The 20942-nt window shown below is 58.4% G+C and carries 14 protein-coding genes; 8 read left to right on the forward strand and 6 right to left on the reverse strand.

The genetic code is table 11. The features are described 5' to 3' along the window. Nucleotides 1–35: 35 nt before the first annotated feature. Both ALFI_RS06115 and ALFI_RS06120 read left to right on the forward strand, forming a co-directional pair. Nucleotides 36–1673: a S41 family peptidase gene (locus ALFI_RS06115; RefSeq protein ID WP_009596708.1), complete on the forward strand. Its 1638-nt coding sequence runs from the start codon at nucleotides 36–38 to the stop codon at nucleotides 1671–1673. Further along, entirely contained in the window at nucleotides 1666–1890 is a 225-nt protein-coding gene (locus tag ALFI_RS06120; protein ID WP_014775179.1) for a hypothetical protein, read from the forward strand. Before ALFI_RS06115 ends, ALFI_RS06120 begins: the two co-directional genes overlap by 8 nt. Before the next feature lie 610 nt (nucleotides 1891–2500). Here ALFI_RS06120 and deoC read toward each other — a convergent pair. The 4 genes from deoC to rpsO all read right to left on the reverse strand — a co-directional run bounded on the left by deoC (nucleotide 2501) and on the right by rpsO (nucleotide 8062). Beyond that, nucleotides 2501–3379, reverse strand: coding sequence for a deoxyribose-phosphate aldolase (gene deoC, locus ALFI_RS06125; protein ID WP_014775181.1), 879 nt, complete (start codon nucleotides 3377–3379; stop codon nucleotides 2501–2503). A gap of 138 nt (nucleotides 3380–3517) precedes the next feature. Then, nucleotides 3518–5239 carry a hypothetical protein gene (locus ALFI_RS06130; RefSeq protein ID WP_014775182.1) on the reverse strand — a complete coding sequence of 574 codons (1722 nt, stop codon included), beginning with the start codon at nucleotides 5237–5239 and terminating at the stop codon, nucleotides 3518–3520. A gap of 221 nt (nucleotides 5240–5460) precedes the next feature. Further along, on the reverse strand, nucleotides 5461–7695 hold the full coding sequence (gene pnp, locus ALFI_RS06135) for a polyribonucleotide nucleotidyltransferase (protein ID WP_014775183.1): 2235 nt from the start codon (nucleotides 7693–7695) through the stop codon (nucleotides 5461–5463). Nucleotides 7696–7789: 94 nt separating this feature from the next. Continuing rightward, a complete protein-coding gene (rpsO, locus tag ALFI_RS06140) occupies nucleotides 7790–8062 on the reverse strand; it encodes a 30S ribosomal protein S15 (protein ID WP_009596713.1) in 273 nt (90 codons plus the stop codon). A 394-nt stretch (nucleotides 8063–8456) separates the two neighbouring features. Here rpsO and ALFI_RS06145 point away from each other — a divergent pair, with 394 nt between their 5' ends. The 6 genes from ALFI_RS06145 to ALFI_RS06175 all read left to right on the forward strand — a co-directional run bounded on the left by ALFI_RS06145 (nucleotide 8457) and on the right by ALFI_RS06175 (nucleotide 18687). Continuing rightward, nucleotides 8457–9467, forward strand: coding sequence for an FAD:protein FMN transferase (locus ALFI_RS06145; RefSeq protein WP_014775184.1), 1011 nt, complete (start codon nucleotides 8457–8459; stop codon nucleotides 9465–9467). A gap of 8 nt (nucleotides 9468–9475) precedes the next feature. Continuing rightward, the gene (locus tag ALFI_RS06150) at nucleotides 9476–10342 is read left to right on the forward strand and encodes a diacylglycerol/lipid kinase family protein (protein WP_014775185.1); all 867 of its coding nucleotides are present in this window, start codon (nucleotides 9476–9478) and stop codon (nucleotides 10340–10342) included. Between the two features lie 137 nt (nucleotides 10343–10479). Then, nucleotides 10480–11403, forward strand: coding sequence for an AraC family transcriptional regulator (locus ALFI_RS06155; RefSeq protein WP_014775186.1), 924 nt, complete (start codon nucleotides 10480–10482; stop codon nucleotides 11401–11403). Nucleotides 11404–11570: 167 nt separating this feature from the next. Beyond that, on the forward strand, nucleotides 11571–13031 hold the full coding sequence (locus ALFI_RS06160; protein ID WP_014775187.1) for a site-specific integrase: 1461 nt from the start codon (nucleotides 11571–11573) through the stop codon (nucleotides 13029–13031). Between the two features lie 90 nt (nucleotides 13032–13121). Continuing rightward, nucleotides 13122–16202, forward strand: a complete 3081-nt coding sequence (locus ALFI_RS06165; protein WP_014775188.1) for a hypothetical protein — start codon at nucleotides 13122–13124, stop codon at nucleotides 16200–16202. A 454-nt stretch (nucleotides 16203–16656) separates the two neighbouring features. After that, nucleotides 16657–18687 (forward strand): glycoside hydrolase family 2 protein, encoded by a 2031-nt coding sequence (locus ALFI_RS06175; RefSeq protein WP_014775189.1) that lies wholly within the window; start codon nucleotides 16657–16659, stop codon nucleotides 18685–18687. On the opposite strand, the gene ALFI_RS06180 is transcribed toward ALFI_RS06175, so the two are convergent. Further along, nucleotides 18611–19213: a WbqC family protein gene (locus ALFI_RS06180; protein ID WP_014775190.1), complete on the reverse strand. Its 603-nt coding sequence runs from the start codon at nucleotides 19211–19213 to the stop codon at nucleotides 18611–18613. The genes ALFI_RS06175 and ALFI_RS06180 overlap by 77 nt on opposite strands. Beyond that, nucleotides 19210–20691: a (E)-4-hydroxy-3-methylbut-2-enyl-diphosphate synthase gene (ispG, locus tag ALFI_RS06185; RefSeq protein WP_009596898.1), complete on the reverse strand. Its 1482-nt coding sequence runs from the start codon at nucleotides 20689–20691 to the stop codon at nucleotides 19210–19212. The genes ALFI_RS06180 and ispG overlap by 4 nt, the downstream gene beginning before the upstream one ends. Nucleotides 20692–20942: the final 251 nt, after the last annotated feature.

Raw genomic sequence — 20942 nt, forward strand, 5'->3', positions numbered from 1 at the left:
CCGACGGCGGCGTGCCGTGCGGCGGGTGACCGACAATGTACAAAAATTCGAAATACACCATTCTCTTCCCGCTGCTGCTGGCAGCGGGCGTCGTATTGGGCCTGTTGCTGGGACAGTACATGGGCCGCAACAGCACCACTTCGCAGATCAAAGGCATGCTCCGGCAGATGGCCCTGCCGACCAACAAACTGACCTACACGCTCTCGCTGATCGAGAACCAGTATGTCGATTCGGTGGCGATGGATTCGCTGGCCGAACATGTCATACCGCTGCTGGTCAAGGAGCTGGATCCGCATTCGGTCTACATTCCGGCTGCCGAGATGCAGCAGCTGAACGAACCGCTGGAGGGCGAGTTCGACGGCATCGGCGTGGTCTTCAACATGGCCACCGACACGGTGATCGTGCTGAACGTCATCCCGCAGGGACCGAGCGACAAGGCCGGAATCAAGGCCGGCGACCGCATCATCGAGATCAACGACACGCTCGTGGCGGGACAGAAGATTCCGCAGCGCGACGTGGTGAAGAAACTGCGCGGTCCGCGCGGCACGACAGTGCACCTCGGACTCGGACGGCAGGGAATCGGCGAGCTGGTTGGCGTCGATGTCGTACGCGACAAGATTCCGATCAAGAGCATCGAATCGGCATTCCGCATCGCCGACGGCATCGGTTACATCAAACTGGGGCAGTTCGCCCGCACCACCTCCGCGGAGATGGAGCAGGCGCTGGCTTCGCTGCGGGCGGAAGGCGTCACCAAACTGATCTTCGACCTCAGGGGCAATTCGGGCGGCTATCTCGATCAGGCGATTCTGGTCGCCAACGAATTCCTGCACAAGGAGCAGCTGATCGTCTATACTGAGGACCGCCATCACCAGCAACAGCGCGAATATGCCGACGGCACCGGTTCGGCGCAGGACATGGACGTCGTTGTGCTGATCGACGAGGGGAGCGCCTCTTCGAGCGAAATCCTCGCGGGAGCCTTGCAGGACAACGACCGTGGTACGATTGTTGGACGTCGTTCGTTCGGAAAGGGACTCGTACAGCGTCAGATACCTTACAGCGACGGATCGGCCCTGCGGCTTACGACGGCACGTTATTACACGCCCACGGGCCGCTCGATCCAGAAGCCCTATACGATCGGCGACGACGAAAGCTACGAGGAGGACATTTGGAACCGCTACCGGAACAACGAGTTTTTCTCGGCCGACAGCATCCACTTCGCCGACTCGCTCAAACGGACGACGCCCGGCGGCAAGGTGGTTTACGGCGGCGGCGGCATCATGCCCGACGTTTTCGTGCCGGCCGACACGACCGACGTGACGAAATACTTCGTCGAGGTGGCGGGGCGCAACATCCTCTACCGCTACACGATCGAGTATGCCGACCGTCACCGCGAGGCGCTCAACGCCGTGAAGACGATTCCCGAACTGCAGGCCCTGCTCGACGGCGACCGGGGACTGGTCGAAGACTTCATCCGCTATGCGGCGCGTCAGGGAGTAGCTCCGAATTACCGCGACATCGCCCGTTCGCGCAAACTGATCGAAGCCCAGCTCAGGGCCTACATCGGCCGCAATACGGCACTGGAGGACAACGGATTTTACGCCAACATCTATCCCGTGGACAACGTGATAGTACGCGCGGTCGGGATATTAAACGAGACACGAGAAAATGATTAAAAAGCTTATCGGTATTATTGTAGCAACGGCCGTGATCGTCATCATCGTCATTGCGGCTGTCCGGCGCAACAATTTCCAGTCGATGGTACTGCGCGACGAAATCGAGGACCAGACTTATCCGGAACCGGTCGCGTCACAACAGCCTGCGGTGCCAGTCCCCGTTGAAACGGAGACGACGGATTCCATATCCGTCGAAGTGATCGATTCGCTTCGGTAAGCCGGAAGCTTTGTCGGACGCAGCCCGGAAACGGGTGTCCGGCATATGCATGCAAACGGACGGCGGCTCTTTCGGGCCGCCGTCCGTTTGCATGCATATGCCGCCGTTCGCACGAATCTTTCTCCTTATCGTGCAGTATTCGAAGCTTTTCTGCGTTTAATATACAGAATCAGACAAGTCCCGGTTTGTACGCAGCCTCCGTACTATCCTCCGTTTGCATTAGAAGTTCCGGCTGCGACTGCAGCCGGGATTTTTCATTTCCGAAGAGCCGCCGCTCCTTCCTGCCGCTTTCCGGTTGTTTTTCCGTCGCCCTCCGGGTGTTTCCCCCCCCCGCTTTCTGGTTATCATTCCGGCTCCTTCTGGTCGCCTTCCCGCCGCCGTCCCGTTGCAGCCTTTCTTAACTTATGCCGACGATTCAGGGACGCGGATATTGTAAGGCCGCGGCCTTTTTCCGGCAATCCGGTTGCCCGGCAAAACAGGTTGCCCGGCAGACCGTTTGGTTTTCCGGCAGAGTGTTCCGGACAACCGGTTTCTCGGCCGGCCGGCGCCCCAACGAAAAGCAGCAGTCCGAATCCGGACTGCTGCATACCTCGATAGCCCTTGCGGGCGATCAGTAATACTTGATCTCCCTGCCTTCGATAGCCGAAAGGAGGTTGTTCGCGGCAGAGGAGGCGCCGATGCGGAACATATCCGTATTGAGCCATTCCGGCCCGAGAATCTCCTCGACGATCGTATAGTAGAGGGCGGCGTCCTCGGCCGTGCGGACGCCTCCTGCGGCCTTGAATCCCACCTTGCGGCCCGTCTTCTGGTAGTAGTCGCGGATCGCCTGACACATGACCACGGCCGCTTCGGGCGTTGCGGCTACGTCGATCTTTCCGGTCGAGGTCTTTACGAAATCGGCTCCTGCGAACATCGAAAGCAGCGATGCCTTGCGGATCAGATCGGGTGTTTTGAGCGCCCCCGATTCGATGATGACCTTCAGCACGACGTCGGCGTCCATCTCCGAGCGGATCACCTCGACCTCATTTGCCGCCTCGTCGTATTCTCCCGTAAGCATGCGGCCCACATTGAGTACGATATCCACCTCGTCGGCGCCGTTCTCGATGGCCATCGCCACTTCGAGCGCCTTTACTTCGAGGAAGGTCTGCGCCGCGGGAAATCCGCCGCCGACGCTCGTGATCTTCATCGGAGTGCCGTCCACGGCCAACCCGACGGTCTCGACGAATGCCGGATAGATGCAGATCGAGGCCACGTTGGGAATATGCGGGAATTTCTGGTAGAATTCGGCCGTCTTGCGGGCGAACTCGGTCACCGAGGTCACCGAGTCGTTGCACGACAGGGTCGTGATGTCGATGGCCGAGTAACACATTTTATATACTTCCGCATTATGATTGCGCTTCGCGGCTTCGCGGATGCGGGCGACCTCTTCGGCCACCTGCGCTTCGCTCCATGCCGGAGCGTATTCATTCAGATGATTGGCGTACTCCATAATGTATCCCTGTTTTTTACAAAATTAGGAAAAATAATTCACACCCGCTATCTTCGGCCTGCAAATATTTTCCCGGTATCCTGCAAAAAAAGGGCCTGAACCGATGGTCCAGACCCTTTTCTCTTAATCTGACGGCGATTATTTGTTCAGCGCCTTCAGGTTGATGTCGTTGGCAGCCTTCTGAGCCAGTTTCGGGTTCTTCGAAACGGCGCTCTTCAGCTGAGCCTCAGCGGTCTTCAGGTCGCCCTCTTTAGCGGCGATCACTGCGCGCAGGTAGTCGGCGTCAGCCGAGTTGTCCTTGGCGATAGCCTTCTTGGCAGCCGACAGGTCGTTGTTCATAACCTGAGCGACAGCCTCGTTGTAACCGTCGAGGTTCTTGGCGGCACTCTTGTAATCACCCTCGGCAGCAGCGATAGCGGCCTTGGCCTGAGCGTCGGCAGCCTGAGCGTACTTCTTGGCCTCGGCAGTGTTGCCGTTAGCCAGATTGGCGAGGATGAGATTCTTGTTGATCTCGCTCGACGAGTCGGTCTTGGCGGCCTTCTCGAACGACTTCAGCGCAGCGGCTTTGTCACCGGCCTTGGCCTGAGCGATACCGAGGTTGTTGTATACGCGGGCGTCGTTGAACTTCTTCGAAGCGACGGTCAGGATGGCAACCTGCTCCTCGGCGCCGTTGGCCAGCGACTCGGCAGCGTAGAGGTACTCCTCGACGGTCAGGTCCTGACCGTTCTTGAAGGCAGCCATGATCTCGGCGTCGGTCTTGCCCTGAATGTCGGTGCTGTTGACGATCTGCGAACGGCGCAGTTCGGGAAGGATCTCCTCTTTCAGTTCGTTGAATACCGACGACATGTTCTTGATCTCGCTCTCACGCTCTGCGGACGAGTTGTAGAGGCTCAGCACCTGCAGAATGAGGTTCTTGTCCTTGATGTCCGACTTCTCGACCAGCTCCTTGAAGCCGTCCCAGTCCTCGCCGTAAGCTGCGGCGTCGACATCCAGCCCCGAATCCTTCAGCAGTTTGGCAACGACCTTCTTACCCGATTCGCTGCGGGCTTTCGACAGCTTGTCGTTGAACTTCACGGGACCGTCGGGCGAAGCATAGCCCTTCACGGCGATGTTCTGCGTTGCGCGGTCGTTCTGCAGGTTGGCGTCTACGTCGGCCTTGAAGGCGTCGAGATTGGCTTTCTTCTCGTTCTTCTTGGTTACGACCGAAGAGTTGATCGCATAGAGCAGATCGGTCTTGTCAACTACGGTGTGCACCTTCTTGTAGTTGTTGGCCATCGGAGCCATCAGGTCCGAATATTTGAGGTCCTTCTGCAGGGTGTTCAGACCGTAAGCGACGGTCAGGCCGAATTCCTTGGCCAGAGCGGCCTTGGCAGCCTCGTCGTTGCCGGCCAGCACGGCGGCCTGCTCCTTGGTCGGGATGGCGCCGGTGTTCAGGTTCACGAGCGTGAACTCCTTGCACTTGCCGCCCGGACACTTGATCTCGGCGCGGAGCTGCAGAGCACACTTGTCCATGCGGGGATCGTACGGGAACTCTACGTGCTGCGTATAGCTGCCGCCGTTCTTCTTGTCTACTACGGTGTAGTTCTCGTCCACTTTCGAACCTTGGAGGTATTTGGCTGCGCCTGCAACCTCGCCGCCCTCGAATACGATCACGGGAGTTACCTTGATAACGGCTTTCGCATTGAAGTATTTGACCGGGAACGTAACGTTGATGTCTGCGGCTACGATGCCGTTGTTCAGCGTCAGAATTTCGGGAGTGACGGTCAGGTTGATGTCGTCCCGGTTCTTAGCCATCTTCTTGAAGCAATTACAACTCGAGAATGCCAGTGCGGCAGCAACGAGTACAACGCTCAATTTCATTAGATTTTTCATAATCGTAAAATTAATGTGTTTATTTAAATGTTTGCCTTTTTCCTGTTTCTTTCGCGTAAGTTCCGATTCGCAAGACGCCGTTTGGGCGTCCGGGTTTCGGAATTCAACCCGCTGAACAACGCAAATATAGAAAACTCTTGGTAAATGTGCAATATTTCGGACGTTATTTCGATACTTTTTCGTCCGAAATAAGCACATTGACAGTCTGTTTACTCCTCTTTGCGTCCGGGACGGTCGCGGCGCTCGCGGCGTTCGCCGCGGTCGGGACGGTCTTCGCGGGGACGACGCTCGCGCTCCACATAGCCTTCGGGCTTGGGCAGCAGCACCTTGCGCGACAATTTGAGCTTGTTGGTCTTGGGGTCGATGCCGATCAGCTTCACGTCGATCTCGTCGCCCTCTTTCAGGCCGGTCTCCTCCATGGTTTCGAAACGCTTGTAGTCGATCTCCGAAATATGGAGCAGGGCGTCTTTGCCGGGCATGATCTCGACGAATGCGCCGAAGGTGACGATCGAACGGATCTTGCCGTGGTAGGTCTCGCCGACCTCCGGAATCGCAACGATAGCCTTGATGCGGTTCAGCGCGCCGTCGAGCGCGGTCTTGTCCTGTCCGAAGATGTCCACGATGCCCTTGTTGTCCACCTCCGTGATGGTGATGGTCGTGCCCGTAGTCTTCTGGATGTCCTGAATCACCTTGCCGCCGGGGCCGATCACGGCGCCGATCATGTCCTGCGGAATGGTGATCTGAACGATGCGCGGCACGAAAGGCTTGTAGTCGGCGCGCGGCTCGGCGATGCACTCGGTGAGTTTGCCGAGGATGTGCAGGCGTCCCTTACGGGCCTGCTCCAGCGCGGCGGCCAGCACTTCGTACGAAAGGCCGTCCACCTTGATGTCCATCTGGGTGGCGGTGATGCCGTCCTTGGTGCCCGTCACCTTGAAGTCCATGTCTCCGAGGTGGTCCTCATCGCCCAGAATGTCCGACAGTACGGCCCATTTGCCGCTCTGGGAGTCGGAAATCAGACCCATGGCGATACCCGACACGGGTTTTTTGAGCTTCACGCCGGCGTCCATCAGGGCCAGCGTACCGGCGCAGACGGTAGCCATCGACGACGAACCGTTCGATTCGAGGATGTCCGAAACGACACGCACGGCATAGGGGTTCTCCTCGCCCAGCGGAATCATCGGCTTCAGGGCGCGCCATGCCAGATGGCCGTGGCCGATCTCGCGGCGGCTCAGGCCGCGTGCGGCCTTGGCCTCGCCTGTCGAGAAGGGCGGGAAGTTATAGTGGAGCACGAACTGCTCGGTGCCCTGCACCAGCACTTCGTCCTTCTGCTTTTCGTCGAGTTTCGTGCCGAGCGTAACGCTGGTCAGCGACTGCGTTTCGCCGCGGGTGAAGATCGCCGAACCGTGGGCGGCGGGCAGGTAGTCCACCTCGCACCAGATCGGACGGATCTCGTCGGTCTTGCGGCCGTCGAGACGCAGGCCCTCGTCGAGGATCATGTTGCGCATGGCCTTCTTCTGCACGTCGTCGTGGAAGTATTTGTGGATCAGCATGGCTTTCTCGGCCAGCTCCTCCTCCGAATAGCGCGCGGCGAATTCGGCTTCGAGGGCGTTGAACATATCCTCGCGCTCGTGCTTCATCGTACCGCTGGTGGCGATGGCGTAGGCCTTGTCGTAAAGCTCCTTGACGATGAGCTGGCGCAGCTCCTCGTCGTTCTCCTCGTGGCAGTAGGTGCGTTTCACGTCCTTGCCCAGCTCTTTCGAAAGCTCGATCTGTACGGCGCAGTGCTTCTTGATCTCCTCGTGTGCGAACTTGATGGCTCCGAGCATCACCTCTTCCGAAACCTCTTTCATCTCGCCTTCGACCATCAGGATGTTGTCGATCGTACCGCCGACCATGATGTCGAGGTCCACGCGGTCCATCTCCGAGAATTTGGGGTTGATGACGTACTCTCCGTCGAGACGTGCAACGCGGACCTCCGAGATGGGGCCTCCGAACGGAATGTCCGAAACGGCCAGTGCGGCCGAAGCGGCCAGACCGGCCAGCGCGTCGGGCTGAATATCCTTGTCGGCCGAAATGAGGTTCACCGTCACGTAAACTTCGGCGTGGTAATCCGCGGGGAACAGGGGACGCAGGGCGCGGTCGATCAGACGGGCGACGAGAATCTCACTGTCGTTGGCGCGGCCTTCGCGCTTCATGAAGCCGCCGGGATAGCGTCCGCACGAAGCGTACTTCTCTTTGTACTCCACTTGGAGCGGCATGAAATCGGTGTCGGGTTTTGCGTCCTTGGCGGCTACTACCGTGGCCAAGAGCATCGTATCGCCCTGCTTGACCACCACCGAGCCGTCGGCCTGCTTGGCCAGTTTGCCCGTTTCGATCTCGATCTGGCGTCCGTCGGCCAGCGTAATGATCTTGCGGACTGCATTGTACAGCTTTTTGTCTTCCATAAAAAAAATTAACCTATAGTGTTTTTCGAATCGTTGTCTTTACGAAAATGAAGGCAACCCCTTCCGGGAATTGCCCTCATTTCTTCCTCACGGATTACTTGCGGAGGTTGAGCGTCTTGACGATGGCGCGGTAGCGCTCGATGTCGACCTCCTTCAGGTACTCCAGCAACGCGCGGCGCTTGCCGACCAGACGCAGCAGCGAACGCTGCGTGCCGAAGTCGTGCTTGTTGCTTTTGAGGTGTTCTGTAAGGTGGCTGATACGGTACGAAAACAGTGCGATCTGGCTCTCAGGAGAACCCGTGTCGGTGTTAGACTTGCCGTACTGGCCGAAAAGCTCTTGCTTTTTCTCAGCTGTTAAATAAGCCATTTTTTTGAAATTTATTCAGTTCCACTCTACGACGCATTCCCCTTACCGTGAATAACGCCAGAGCGTCCGGCAAAGTTACGAATTAATTGGAAATTAAGTATTAAAAATCAAAAAATTATTGTCTTCGGACCGAAAAACGTAAAAAATCGTTCGTAGATGCTATTCTCCGGGTGCCGGGAGAGGCTCGCACGGAGCCGTGGCGTCGCTGTTTTCCAGTCGTTTACAAAGCCGGATCCGATCCCGGAAACATTCGTCCGGCGCTCAGGCCGGTGTGGCAAACGCATCGGCCGCAACGGCCGTTACGCTTGCGCCGCACGCCGCGGAGCAATCTTTTCGGCGGAAATTTCCCGAATCTCCCGGAAAATGCTATTTTTGCGGCTGACAAGAGCACGTTATGACAGAAAAGCTGATTCGGAAAGTCTGGATTGCGGTGTCCGCGGCCGCCCTCTGGGGATGCGGGGGCGCCTCCTCCTATACCGCCGTGGACGGCGTGATGCTCGGCACAACACTGCATATTACGGCCGACGTGCAGGGCGTCTCCCCGCAGGAGCTCTACGCCGCCGTGATGGAACTCGACCGCGAAGCCAAGGCGTCTATGTCGATCTTCGATCCGGGCTCGCTGCTGAGCCGGCTCAACCGCAACGAGACGGACAGCGTAGACCGCCATATCGCCTTCAACCTGCATCTGGCCGACAGTATCGGCGCCCTGAGCGGCGGCCGCTACGACGTGACGGTCAAACCGCTGGTCGAAGCGTGGGGGTTTGCCGGCAGGCAGGCCGAACGGCATCCCGACGTCGATTCGATCCTCGCATTCGTCGGCCGCGAAAAGGTCCGTGTCGAGGAGGGCCGGCTGGTGAAGGCCGATCCCCGCGTACAGCTCGACTTCAATTCGATCGCCAAAGGCTACACGGTCGATCTGCTCGCCCGGCTGGTCGAATCGTTCGGCGCCCGCAATTACATCGTCGACATCGGCGGCGAAGTCCGCTGCAAAGGGGTCAACCGGCAGGGCGGGCCGTGGCGCATCGGCATCGAAACCCCGTTCGACGGCAACATGTCCGACGGCGAATACGTGCAGAAACGCATCCGCCTGACCGACGGCGGTCTGGCCACTTCGGGCAACTACCGCCGCTTCTACCTCGATGCCGACGGCAACAAGGTGGCCCACACCATCGACCCGCGCACGGGGCGCAGCGCCGTGTCGCGTCTGCTCTCCGTGACCGTCGCCGCGCCGACCTGCGCCGAAGCCGACGCGCTGGGGACCATGTTTCTGGCCATGGGGGCCGACGATGCGCTGAAGGCCGTCAGGACGATGCCGGACGTGAAGGTCTATTTCATCCTCGCCGACGGGGCCGACGGCTACGAAGAGTATATTTCACCCGCCATGGAGGCGATGATCATGCAATAACGATCCCTATGAAAAGCGCTGTTTTTCTCTACAACACCCAATCCGGGAAATGCAAAATCGAACGCTGCACCGAAGCCGTCTGCACGGTATTCCGGGCTTACGGCTACGATATCAAACCGCAACTGATCGACTTCGGCACCAATCCCTTCGACGGCAACGAGCAGATCGACCTGATGGTCGTGGCCGGCGGCGACGGCACGGTCAACTACGTGGTCAACGCCATGAAAAACAAAGGGCTGGACATCCCGCTCGGAGTGATTCCCGCCGGTACGGCCAACGACTTCGCGGGTGCGCTAGGCATGTCGCGCCATCCGCTCGAAGCGGCGCGGCAGATCGCCTCCGGCGCGGTGGACCGCGTGGACTGCGGATGCGTCAACGGACTCTATTTCGTCAATATCTTCAGCTTCGGCATCTTCACGACCACCTCGCAGCGCACGCCCGACCAGCGCAAGCACAAGATCGGCAAGCTGGCCTATCTGATCGAGGGCGTCAAGGAGCTGCGCGCAATGCACGCCGTGCCGCTCAAAGTGGTGGCCGACGGACAGGCTTTCGATTTCAACTCGCTGATGGTGCTCGTCTTCAACGGCGAGACGGCCGGCGGCTTCCGCCTCGCGCGCCGTTCGTCGGTCAAGGACGGCCTGTTCGACTGCATCATGCTCGAAAAGAAGAACTTCCTCCGCTCGACGCTGGCCATGGGCCGCTATCTGCTGCGAGGCAATCCGAAGATCGTCCGCCACCTTCAGGTGCGTTCGCTCGACATCGTATCGACGGTCAACGAACCGACGGACGTCGACGGTCAGAAAGGGGCCGAATTCCCGCTGCATATCGAGTGCATCGCCGGAGGTCTCCGCATCATGTGCCCCCGTGGGGAATAGCGCCGTTTCAGGCGTTTGAAAGGCGTTTCAAGACGGTCGTTTCCGACGCCGACGCCGGTCCGGCTCCGTTATTTTTCGTCCGGCCTATTGCAATTTCGGACGAAAATTGTTACATTTGTCCGAAAAACCACGACGATATGGCGGATAGCATCAAAACGACACGCGCGACGCGGGAAGGAGGACGTGAGAATTTGCGGAAAGTTTCGATCTCACGCATCAAAAAGGAGATGAGCGACGTCTTCTACCTGTCGGACGATCTGGTTATCACCACACTCGACGCGCAGAACAACACGACGTCCGACTACCCGGCTTCGATCGACGGTTTCTCGGCCATCATCATGATGACGGGCGAAGCCACCGTGTCGATCGACATGCAGAACTACAACGTCAAGCCCAACACCATCGTCTTTTTCAATCCGGACAGCATCATCCGCACGGTGAAATGTTCGTCGAACGCCGCGGCTTATTTTCTGGCGTTCTCCAAATCGTTCGTCAATGAGATCCAGATCGACCTCTCGACGTCGCTGCCGGTCTACATGCGCTTCGGCAAGGCCCCCGTGCTGGAGGTCACGCCGCAGGACGTGGACCAGATACGCCAGCTCTTCCAGCTCATCAAAACCATGCTGCGCAGCGACAAGGAGCGTTACCGCCACGAAATCATCCGCACGCTTTTCACCACGGCGTTCTACATCATCACGGAGATCAACCAGCGCGAGCAGCCCGGCGAGATCAAGCAGGGTCGCTGCGAAGTGCTCTTCGACGAATTCATGTCGCTGCTGCAACAGTACAACAAACGCGAACGCAACGTCAGCTTCTACGCCAAGCAGCTCAATATCACGCCGAAATATCTCTCGTCCGTGGTCAAGGAGGTGAGCGGCAAAACCGCCGCGCGCTGGATCGACGAATCGGTGATTCTGGAAGCCAAGGCGCTGCTCAAATACTCCGGCATGAGTATTCAGGAGATCGCCTACCACCTCAACTTTTCGACCCAGTCGTTCTTCGGCAAATACTTCAAACAGCACACCGGCACCAGCCCCTCGCGCTACAAACGCAAAGGCTGAGCCGCAGATACGGCACGAAACCCTCTCCCGGAGAGGGTTTTTTGTTGTCTCCATCCGAAAAGTACGGGGATGCAGCCCGGTATTCGTCGATATAACATGAATTTCGAGCGGCCGTTTCTCAGCTGTTCGACGCTTATTTTGTAAACCATAGCGTAAACCGGAAAAACATGAAAATCCCCAAGGCGACCGTCACGGCGGTCCTTTACAAATCGAAGACCCTCGCCAGCGGCGAACACCCCGTCATGATAAGGGTCTGCTACAACAGCAAACGCCGATACAAAAGCACGGGACTCTCCTGTCCGGCGAAATGGTGGAACGCCGCGAAGCAGGAGGTGCGCGAACGGCATCCGCTGGCCCCGAACATGAACGCCATCATCGGTTCCGAACTGACGGCGCTGAAAAACAAAGTGCTGGATTTCGAGCGGCAGGGGGTGCCCTACTCCGTGCAGCGCATATTCGAGGCTTCGGTGCGGAAACCTCCGCCCCGGAAAACCCTGTACGACCTCTTCGAAGAGCGTATCGCTTATTTCAGGGACACCCTCCAGAAACACAACACGGCCACCGGCTACCAGACGCTGCTCCATATCGTCGAACGGTTCTCTCAGCACCGGACCGTCGAGCTGTTCGACGTGGACGGCGCATGGCTCGGCGAGTTCGAGGAGTACCTCCATGCGCGTTATGCCGATACGAGCATCAAACGGTTTTTCAGCGCCCTGAAAGCGTTGATGAACTACGCCTGCCAGAACGGACTGCTGGACGCCAATCCGTTCGACCGCTTCCGTCTGAGCCGCAGGCTCGACGTGCGGACCGCCAAACGGGCGCTCGCGACCGACGAACTCGACAGCCTGATCCGTTACTACCTCGATACATATTATTATAAGACCCGGAAGAGGCCCGATCCCCGGACGATGAAAAGACGCTGCTGGCGCGCGCCGAGCTGCGGATGCCGGGGCGAGGAGCGGCAGGCGTCGTACGACGCCGAGCAGTTCGCGCTTTCGATGTTCATCTGCTCCTATATTTTTCAGGGGCTGGCGCTGGTCGATCTGGCCCGCCTGAAGTGGAAGGACCTCGTATGCGTGGAGATTCCGGACCGGGAGAAGTACGACCGGGATTGTGCGGCCTACGGCCCCCGGTATGCCGAAGCGCATAAGGAGACGGTCGCTTTTTATGAAATCAATTTCGTTCGCGCCAAAACCCTGCATCCGATCCGCATTCTGGTCGAACAGCGGGTGGCGTGGCCCTATATGAAGCCGTTCGCCCGCACGGCGAAGGGCGGCGCCGGAGACGACTTCGTTTTTCCGATCTACTTCGACGACGACCCCCAACGCCGGTTCGAACGCATAACCTATGCCAACAACGTGATAAACCAAGGGTTGCAGCGTGCGGCGAAGCGCATCGGCCTGTCGCGGAAAATCACCTTCTATTCGGCCCGTCACACCTATGCGTCACGTCTTTATCACGCCGACGTGCCGCTGCCCCTGATCGCCCAGAACATGGGACGCAACCCTGCGGAAATCGAAACCTACCTCAAAGAGTTCGACACGGACAGAATCATCAGCGCCAACAAGCGGGTCTGGCAAATCCCCGGCCCCGCCTCCAAAGACCCGAAAACCGGTGCCGGTTTGTAAACCTCCATGTAAACCGAGTCGTCATGCGAGGTTGTAACATCATAAATATCAATATATAACTTGACGTGTATTTTGTTCTTAACCGGAACAATGTTAGCCGGTGTCGGTTGTAAAGACTACGACGACGACATCGACAAACTCAACAACCGCCTCGACGAGTTGACCACTGGTAAAATCGCGACTTTGGAGTCGCAGCTCAGTTCGTTGCAGACATCTGTCGATAACCTGAAGAGTGCCGACGAAGCTCTCGGTAAACGGATCGACGAACTAAAGAGTGATGCAGATGCCAATGCCAAGGACATCGAGGCTTTGGAGAAGGCACAGGAACAACTCCAGAAGGACATCGAAGCTATCGAAAAAGACCTTTCGGACAATTATGTTACGAAAAGCTATCTGAACACGACGCTTTCTTCGTATGCGACTACCAAATACGTGGGTGACGCCGTAGCGGCCGTAACGCAGAACCTTGGCAAATTTACGACGGAGAAGGCTATTCAGGATGCCATCAATGCAGCAAAAGACGCAGCTATAAAGGCTGCCGGCGACGCCTGCAAGGATGCATTCCAGACTTCGTTCGATGCTGCCGTCGCTTCGGCCAACCTCGTGAACGAGACCAAGCTGACCAAGGCGATCGACGATTACGATGTAAAAATCAAGCAATATCTTGAAGATGCCGTAACGAAAGAGGACGGTTTCATCAACAAGGCTATTGCTCAGGCTGTAAGTGACGCTGTCGCAGACCTGCAAGCCATGATTTCAGGCCGTCTGACCAGCGTGCTGCTGATTCCCGACCTTTATGTCGGCGGCATCGAGACCATCGAGTTGAAATCGTTGTCGTATGAAGCTTGGAAAGTCACCTCGACCGCATCGGCCGAGACCGTGGCACAAGGTTCGACGACTTCTACGACCGCAGCTTCGGCTACTTCGGTACGCTACAACGTAAGCCCCTCGGTCGTTACGAAAGAGGATGTCAAAGAGCCGAGCTTCGTATTCGAAAAGGCTGAGGTTCGCACGCGTGCCGCTGTCAGCGAACAACTGCTGAGCGTCGCTTCATGGGATATCGCTGGCGGCGTGCTGACCGTAGACGTGAAGAAGACTGCAGGCACCGCTCTTACGCTGGATGCTAACCATGTTTACACGGCTGCTCTGAAAGTACCCCTCGCAGACAAATACCTCGGCGAAGGCGAAGTAGGCACTGCTGTATATTCGGATTATGTCGCGCTGACCGAAACGGCCATCGAACCGAAAATCGCAGCTCTGATCGACCTGAACTCTGGTAAAGCGACAGATGGCAAGTTCGAGTGCGACGAAACTGCAACCCACTATCATTTCTCGGCTAAATACGAGGATGCACAGGCTGCCGATCCTTCGTTCACCGAAGCATACAACAAACCGATCGACCTGCTGTCGATGGTTACCGGCTGCTATATCGATAACGACGAAGCCAAGGAAATCACCAAAGAGACACTGAAAGCCGCCGGCCTTGAGTTCCGTTTCGCACTGCCGACCAAGCCTTATACGGTAGGTGACAACGATACCGACCAGCAGAAATTCGCCAGCGTAGCCAATACGGACGGCGCATGGACGCTGACCTCGAAACTGCCCGACGGAACGACCAACAACCAAGCAGCCATCGACAAGACGCCGATCGTTCGCGTCGAGCTGGTTGACGTAAACAACAAGAACGCCGTCGTCGATGTCCGTTATTTCAAGGTGCAGTGGCTGAGGGAGAAGATCGCTCCGGTTGATCTGGAGATTCTCAAGACGTTCAACTACACGCTGACTTGCAACGCTTTCACCGGTTCGTTCACTTGGGAAGAGATGGTTACCAAGGTGCTCGGCAAGCTCGGTGAGAATGGTCTGTCGCAGGCTGAGTTCATCGCAACCTATGCCGCACCCGAAATTACCGCAACCGACCATACCGTGGGTACAGTGGCTCAGGCTGCTGCCGATGGTGTCGAGCTGGTTTACAATTTCGATGCCGCCGCTGCCGAGTCTGCTGCCGCCTTCACATGGACGCTGTCGCCTGAGCAGATCGGCAATGTGATCGCAGACCTGATCGCCGGCAAGGAAGTGAAGAAGGTTGTCAATGTGACGATTCCCGCACAGAACGCATATCAGGGCAAACTCACTTTCTCGTTCGTTGTGAACATTAAGAAGCCGACCCTGCCTTCGATCTACGGTTACGACTCCTCGTTCTGGCACTCGGATTACACGCTGGCATATGTTTATCCCATCCAGTACAATACGCCCGGTGCATATGCGACCTGCGCATACCGTTATGAACTCGACCGTCTGTTCTCCGACAGCAAACCTGTCAAAGATATGCTTCCCTGCGGCAAATGGGATATCCAGTTCGCCAAGAAACAGCCTGCTACGGGTTACGCTCCCGCACTGACTGGCAACACCGAACCTGCCGGCGAAACCGACAAGACGGGTTACACGCTGAAAAAGGGCGCTTTGGATGCCGTTCAGCTCAACTACAACGGTATGGGTGACAACTGGTACGCTCCGGAAACCACGAACACGGGCGCCGTAAACGCTGCTGCCGCTGCTGACATCACCGTACAGGTACTCAACAACGAAGCCGGCATCGGTATCCTGAAACAGCAGGCTACGCTCAAGGTTTGGGCTGCAATCAATCCCTACAACCACATTGAACTGACCGACTTCAATGTCTACTTCGTCGAACCTCTTAAGATCAACACCGAGCTGACCAATGCATACTTCGTAGACCAGATTATCAGCGGGTCCGAGGTTGACTGTTCGAAAGCCTTCACGATGACCGACTTCAAGGACTACATCGTGGCTGAGGTGACGACCGGTACGGGCGAGAAGGAGAAATATGCTGCCGAACTCTATGCCTACTATGCAGTGAATGCTCCCGCATGGGACCTTGCAAATGCCAAGACCAACCTGAAGAAGGATGCCAACGGCAACTACGTAGTGGATGAAGCGATCACCGCAGAGACTGCCAAGATCAAGGCTGCAGACCGTTTCGGTGTGAACTGCATCACTAAGAATGGCTCGAAGCTCGTCTTCAAGAATATCAACGGCGTGAAGGTCGAGAAGACCGTCAAGCTCTTCATTCCGGTTACCGTCAGCCACAAGTGGGGTACGATGACCGCCAACGTGACGATCGAGCTGCACCCCGAAGAGCCTGCTAACTAATCCCCCTTTCCCGCTATTCCGGCGCCGTCCTTCGGGGCGGTGCCGGGAACGCGGGAAATCAAATCCCCAAAGCAGGAACAGCACATCCCAAAGTTTTTTTGGTTAACAACAACTCCCATTTCAAGTAACATTCCTGCTTGCGGCAGACCGAAGAGGCGCGGTCTGCCGCTTTTTTTATCCGGAATCTCCGCAATATTCTTCCGTCTCTCCGGCACACTGCGGCCGCCGGCACGGACTCCGCCGCCGGCCGGGCCGTCTGTCCGGCCAATCGCCGTTTCGAAATCCGCCCCGCAATACGTCTGGGAGGTCCGCAGACGGCGGTTATCCGGCTGTCGGCCCCCGTCCGACAACGGCTTCGCGCCCGACGGCATCCGGCGGCGTGCATCTCAAAAATTTGATTTTGAACCGATGTTGTATTATCTTTGCATGCGGACGCATAATAAATTCGGGAACCATGAAAAGATACATAGCAACACTCTTGCTCCTTGCCGCCTGCGCTTCGGTGCAGGCCCGCGAGGTATTTCCGCTCAACGAAGGATGGCGTTTCTTCTTCAAGTCGGAGAACAGCAGCGACAACGCCCGGCACGTAACCCTGCCCCACACATGGAATACCGACACGGGAGCCTGCGGTTATTTCCTCGAAACGACAGCCAATTATCAGAACGACATGTACGTACCCGCCGAATGGGCATCGAAACGGTTGTTCGTGAAGTTCTACGGCGTGCAGAACGTCGCCGACCTCTTCGTGAACGGCTATCATGTCGGCGCACACCGCGGCGGGTCCACGGCCTTCACCTTCGAAATCACCGACAAGATACGCTTCGGCGAGGACAATGCGCTGCTGGTCGTGGTGAGCAACAACAGCCGCGACGACGTGCTCCCCGCTTCGACCGACATGAATCTTTACGGCGGCATCTACCGCGAAGCGGAGCTGATCCTGACCGGAAAGACGGCCGTTTCACCGCTCCACCTCGGTTCGGAGGGCGTACTCGTGCGCCAGAATTCGGTCACCAGCGCGCTGGTCGAAGGCGAGGCGGAGATATATCTCACCTCGGCGGGCGAAAGCACCTGCATGCTGACGCTCGACATCACGGCCCCGGACGGACGCAAAGTCTTCACCAAACGGCAGAAAACCCGTCTCGACGGCAGACCCGTCGTCATCCCCTTCTCGATCGCCGATCCGCAGTTGTGGAGCCCCTCCTCTCCGGCGCTCTACCGGGTAACGGCCAGCATCGGCGAAGAGACCGTAACGGACAGCGTGACGGTACGCACGGGTTTCCGGAACATTCAGGTAACCACGGCGGGCGGCCTTACGATCAACGGCGAGCGCATTCCGGTTCATGGCGTGACGCTCTACCACGACAACGCCATTTCGGGCGGCGCGGTTCTGGCGCAGGATTACGACGCCGACCTGCAGCAGATCCGCGATCTGGGAGCCAACGCCCTGCGTTCGGCCGTCATGCCCCACGCGCAGTATCTCTACGACCGCTGCGACGAGCAGGGCCTGCTGGTCTGGGTAGACTCTCCGCTGCACCGCTCCTCGTTTCTGGGAGACGTGGCCTACTTCGCCACGCCGCAGTTCGAGCAGAACGGCATACAGCAGCTGCAGGAGATCATCGCCCAGAACTACAACCACCCTTCGGTGGTGATGTGGGGCATCTTCTCGCGGCTCTGGATGCGCGGCGACGACGTGACGCCCTACCTGCGCCGGCTCAACGACACGGCGCACGCAATGGACCGTTCGCGTCCGACGGTGGCGTGCAGCGACCAGAACGGTGGCCTCAACTTTATCACCGACCTGATCGTCTGGCGGCAGGACGTCGGCTGGCGCAAAGGCTCGACCGACGACGTGGCCGTATGGCGCAACCAGCTGCAGAAGAACTGGTCCAACCTCCGTTCGGGCGTATGTTACGGAGGCAGCGGCTTCATCGGCCACAAGAGCTACACGGCGCAGACCGCACCCCGCTCGAACTGGATGCCCGAAGAGCGCCAGACGCGCTTCCACGAGGAATACGTGAAGAACCTGCAGAACGATTCGCTCTTCTGGGGTACGTGGATCAACAACATGTTCGATTACGGTTCGGCGCGCCGTCCCTACGGCATCAACGGCGAGGGGCTGGTGACGATCGACCGCCGCGAGCGCAAGGACGCATACTACTTATACAGGGCTTTGTGGAACGAACGGAAGCCGACGCTGCATATCGTCGACAAGCGGCGCAGCCTGCGCGACCGCAACCGGCAGGCGTTCAGCGTCTATTCGTCGGTCGGAGCGCCTACGCTGTTCGTGGGCGCAGACACCGTGGCAATGACCCAATACGCCGCCTGCCAGTACCGTTCCGACTCGGTGGAAATACAGGGTATCGTGCAGGTGAAAGCAGTGGCCGGGGAGCAGTGCGACAGCGTAACGCTCAGAGTCGGCAACGTGCTAAAACCGAAGCGGCAGCCGGTCCCTCGGCGAACAGCAGGTCCGCAACAGACAAATTAGGCTGGAAAGGCATGCGGTCGGAAAAGACCTGCACATAGGTTTCGGCGATAAACGCCGGACCCTCTTTTTTGCGCTTGGGACGCAGGTCGAGGTCCCCGGCGGCGGCATCGACATAGCTCTCGGAAAAGTCCGGCATCGGGACATGCGTCAGCGAACAGAGCAGTTCGAGCAGTCCGCGGTTGTAATCGGCCAGAAATCCGTACTCCCGGCGGTAGAAAGGCTCGAAATATTCGGCGTAGAAATCAAAATAGGGCGATCCCTTGTACGAAGCGACCAGCGCGCCCCAATGCTGATGCTGCCAGCGTTTCGAATAGTCGATCCGCACATCGCGCACCGGCTGGCGGGGCCGGTTGGCATTGCGCACATGCACCGTCAGCTCCATCACGCCGTCGGTGGCGAGGATGCGGGCGCGGTTGCGCTCCGAACGCTTCACGAAGTGTTCGCCCAGATCGACGACGCACCCTCCGCGCAGCAGGTGCGCGAAGTACTCGACCGAGGGGAGGTATGCCAAGGGCAGAACGGTCATGGCTCCACCCAGTCGCCGTTGTCCCGGATCAGTTCGACGAGCCGGTCGAGCGCCTCCTCCTGCGGTATGTTGCGCTCGACGACCGTACGGCCCTTGTAGAGCGTGATGCGCCCCGGAGCAGCGCCCACGTAGCCGTAATCGGCGTCGGCCATCTCGCCGGGACCGTTCACGATACAGCCCATGACGCCGATCTTGAGGTTTTTCAGATGCGACGTGCGCGACTTGACGGCGGCGAGGGTCTTCTCGATGTCGTAAAGCGTGCGGCCGCAGCTCGGACAGGCGATATATTCGGTGTGCGAGAAGCGCACGCGCGCCGCCTGCAGGATCATCAGCTCGATATTGCGGATCTCTTCCTCCGCGAAGCCCGGCGCGTCGATCCAGATGCCGTCGGCCAGCCCGTCGAGAAACAGCACGCCCAGATCGGCGGCGGCCTTGACAGCTAGCGTCTCCGGCGAAGTCTCCCCGTAACGGCGTTTGACCACGACGGGCCGGGGCGTGTCGAGGTTCAGGATCGCAGCCCGCAGTTCGGCCGTCGGATTCTCCGACACGGCTTCGATCACGCAAAAGCCCTCCAGCGGCTCGGTGTGGACGACCGGCACCGCGACGTTCGTACGGCGGCGGTATTCGGTCGGCGAATAGCGTTCGGGATGCAGTACGGGGAATTTGCCCGGCCGCCGGGCGAAATGCTTCACCAGCAGTTCGGCGACGGGGATTTCGTTTTCGGGCGCTTCGGTCAGCGAAACGCGGATCGTATCGCCGATGCCGTCGGCCATCAGCGCCCCGATGCCCACGGCGCTCTTGATGCGCCCCTCGATGCCGTTTCCGGCCTCGGTAACGCCCAGATGAATCGGATAGTGCATATCTTCGGCGTCCATCGCTTCGACCAAGAGACGATAGGCGGCGACCATGACCCGCGTATTGCTCGACTTCATCGACACGACGACCTGATCGAACCCCTGCGCCTTGCAGACCCGCAGAAACTCCATCGCCGAGACGACCATGCCCTGCGGCGTATCGCCCCAGCGGTCGAAAACGCGCTTCGAGAGCGACCCGTGATTGACACCGATGCGCAGTGCGACGCCCCGCTCGCGGCATTGGGCGATCAGCGCCTCCAGCTCGCCGTGATCCGTACGGTAATTGCCCGGATTGATGCGCACCTTGTCGACATATTTCGCGGCGATGGCGGCGACCTCCGGCACGAAGTGGATGTCGGCGACGATCGCCGTGTCGAAACCGTCCTCACGCACTCTCCGTACAATGTTTGCGAGGTTCTCGCCCTCGCGGCGGCCCTGCGCCGTGAGACGCACGATCCCGCCTCCGGCACGGTCGATCCGCTCGATCTGGGCCGCGCAGGCTTCGGTATCGTTGGTGTCGGTATTGGTCATCGACTGTACGGCGACAGGATGCCCGCCGCCGATCACGACCCGCCCGATGCGCACTTCGCCGCTCGGACGGCGGCTGTATTCCGAAAGATTCATAATCGTTCACGCTTGCAACGCAGCGGACCGCACCGTCCCGTCGCAGCGCCGGATTGCTCCGAATACTGCCGGGACACGGCCTGTCCGTGCGAAAATATCTTTGACAAAGACAGTGCAAGTCGAGCGCAGAGCCGAAAATCGGCTATGCCGAGACGCCGCCTGTCTAAGCCGGAGTTTATCTTCGGCAAAGATAACACACAATTTTGCGAACTGCGAATAATTCGCTATATTTCGAAGAATCCCCAATCCTG

The organism is Alistipes finegoldii DSM 17242, assembly GCF_000265365.1.
Lineage (GTDB): Bacteria > Bacteroidota > Bacteroidia > Bacteroidales > Rikenellaceae > Alistipes > Alistipes finegoldii.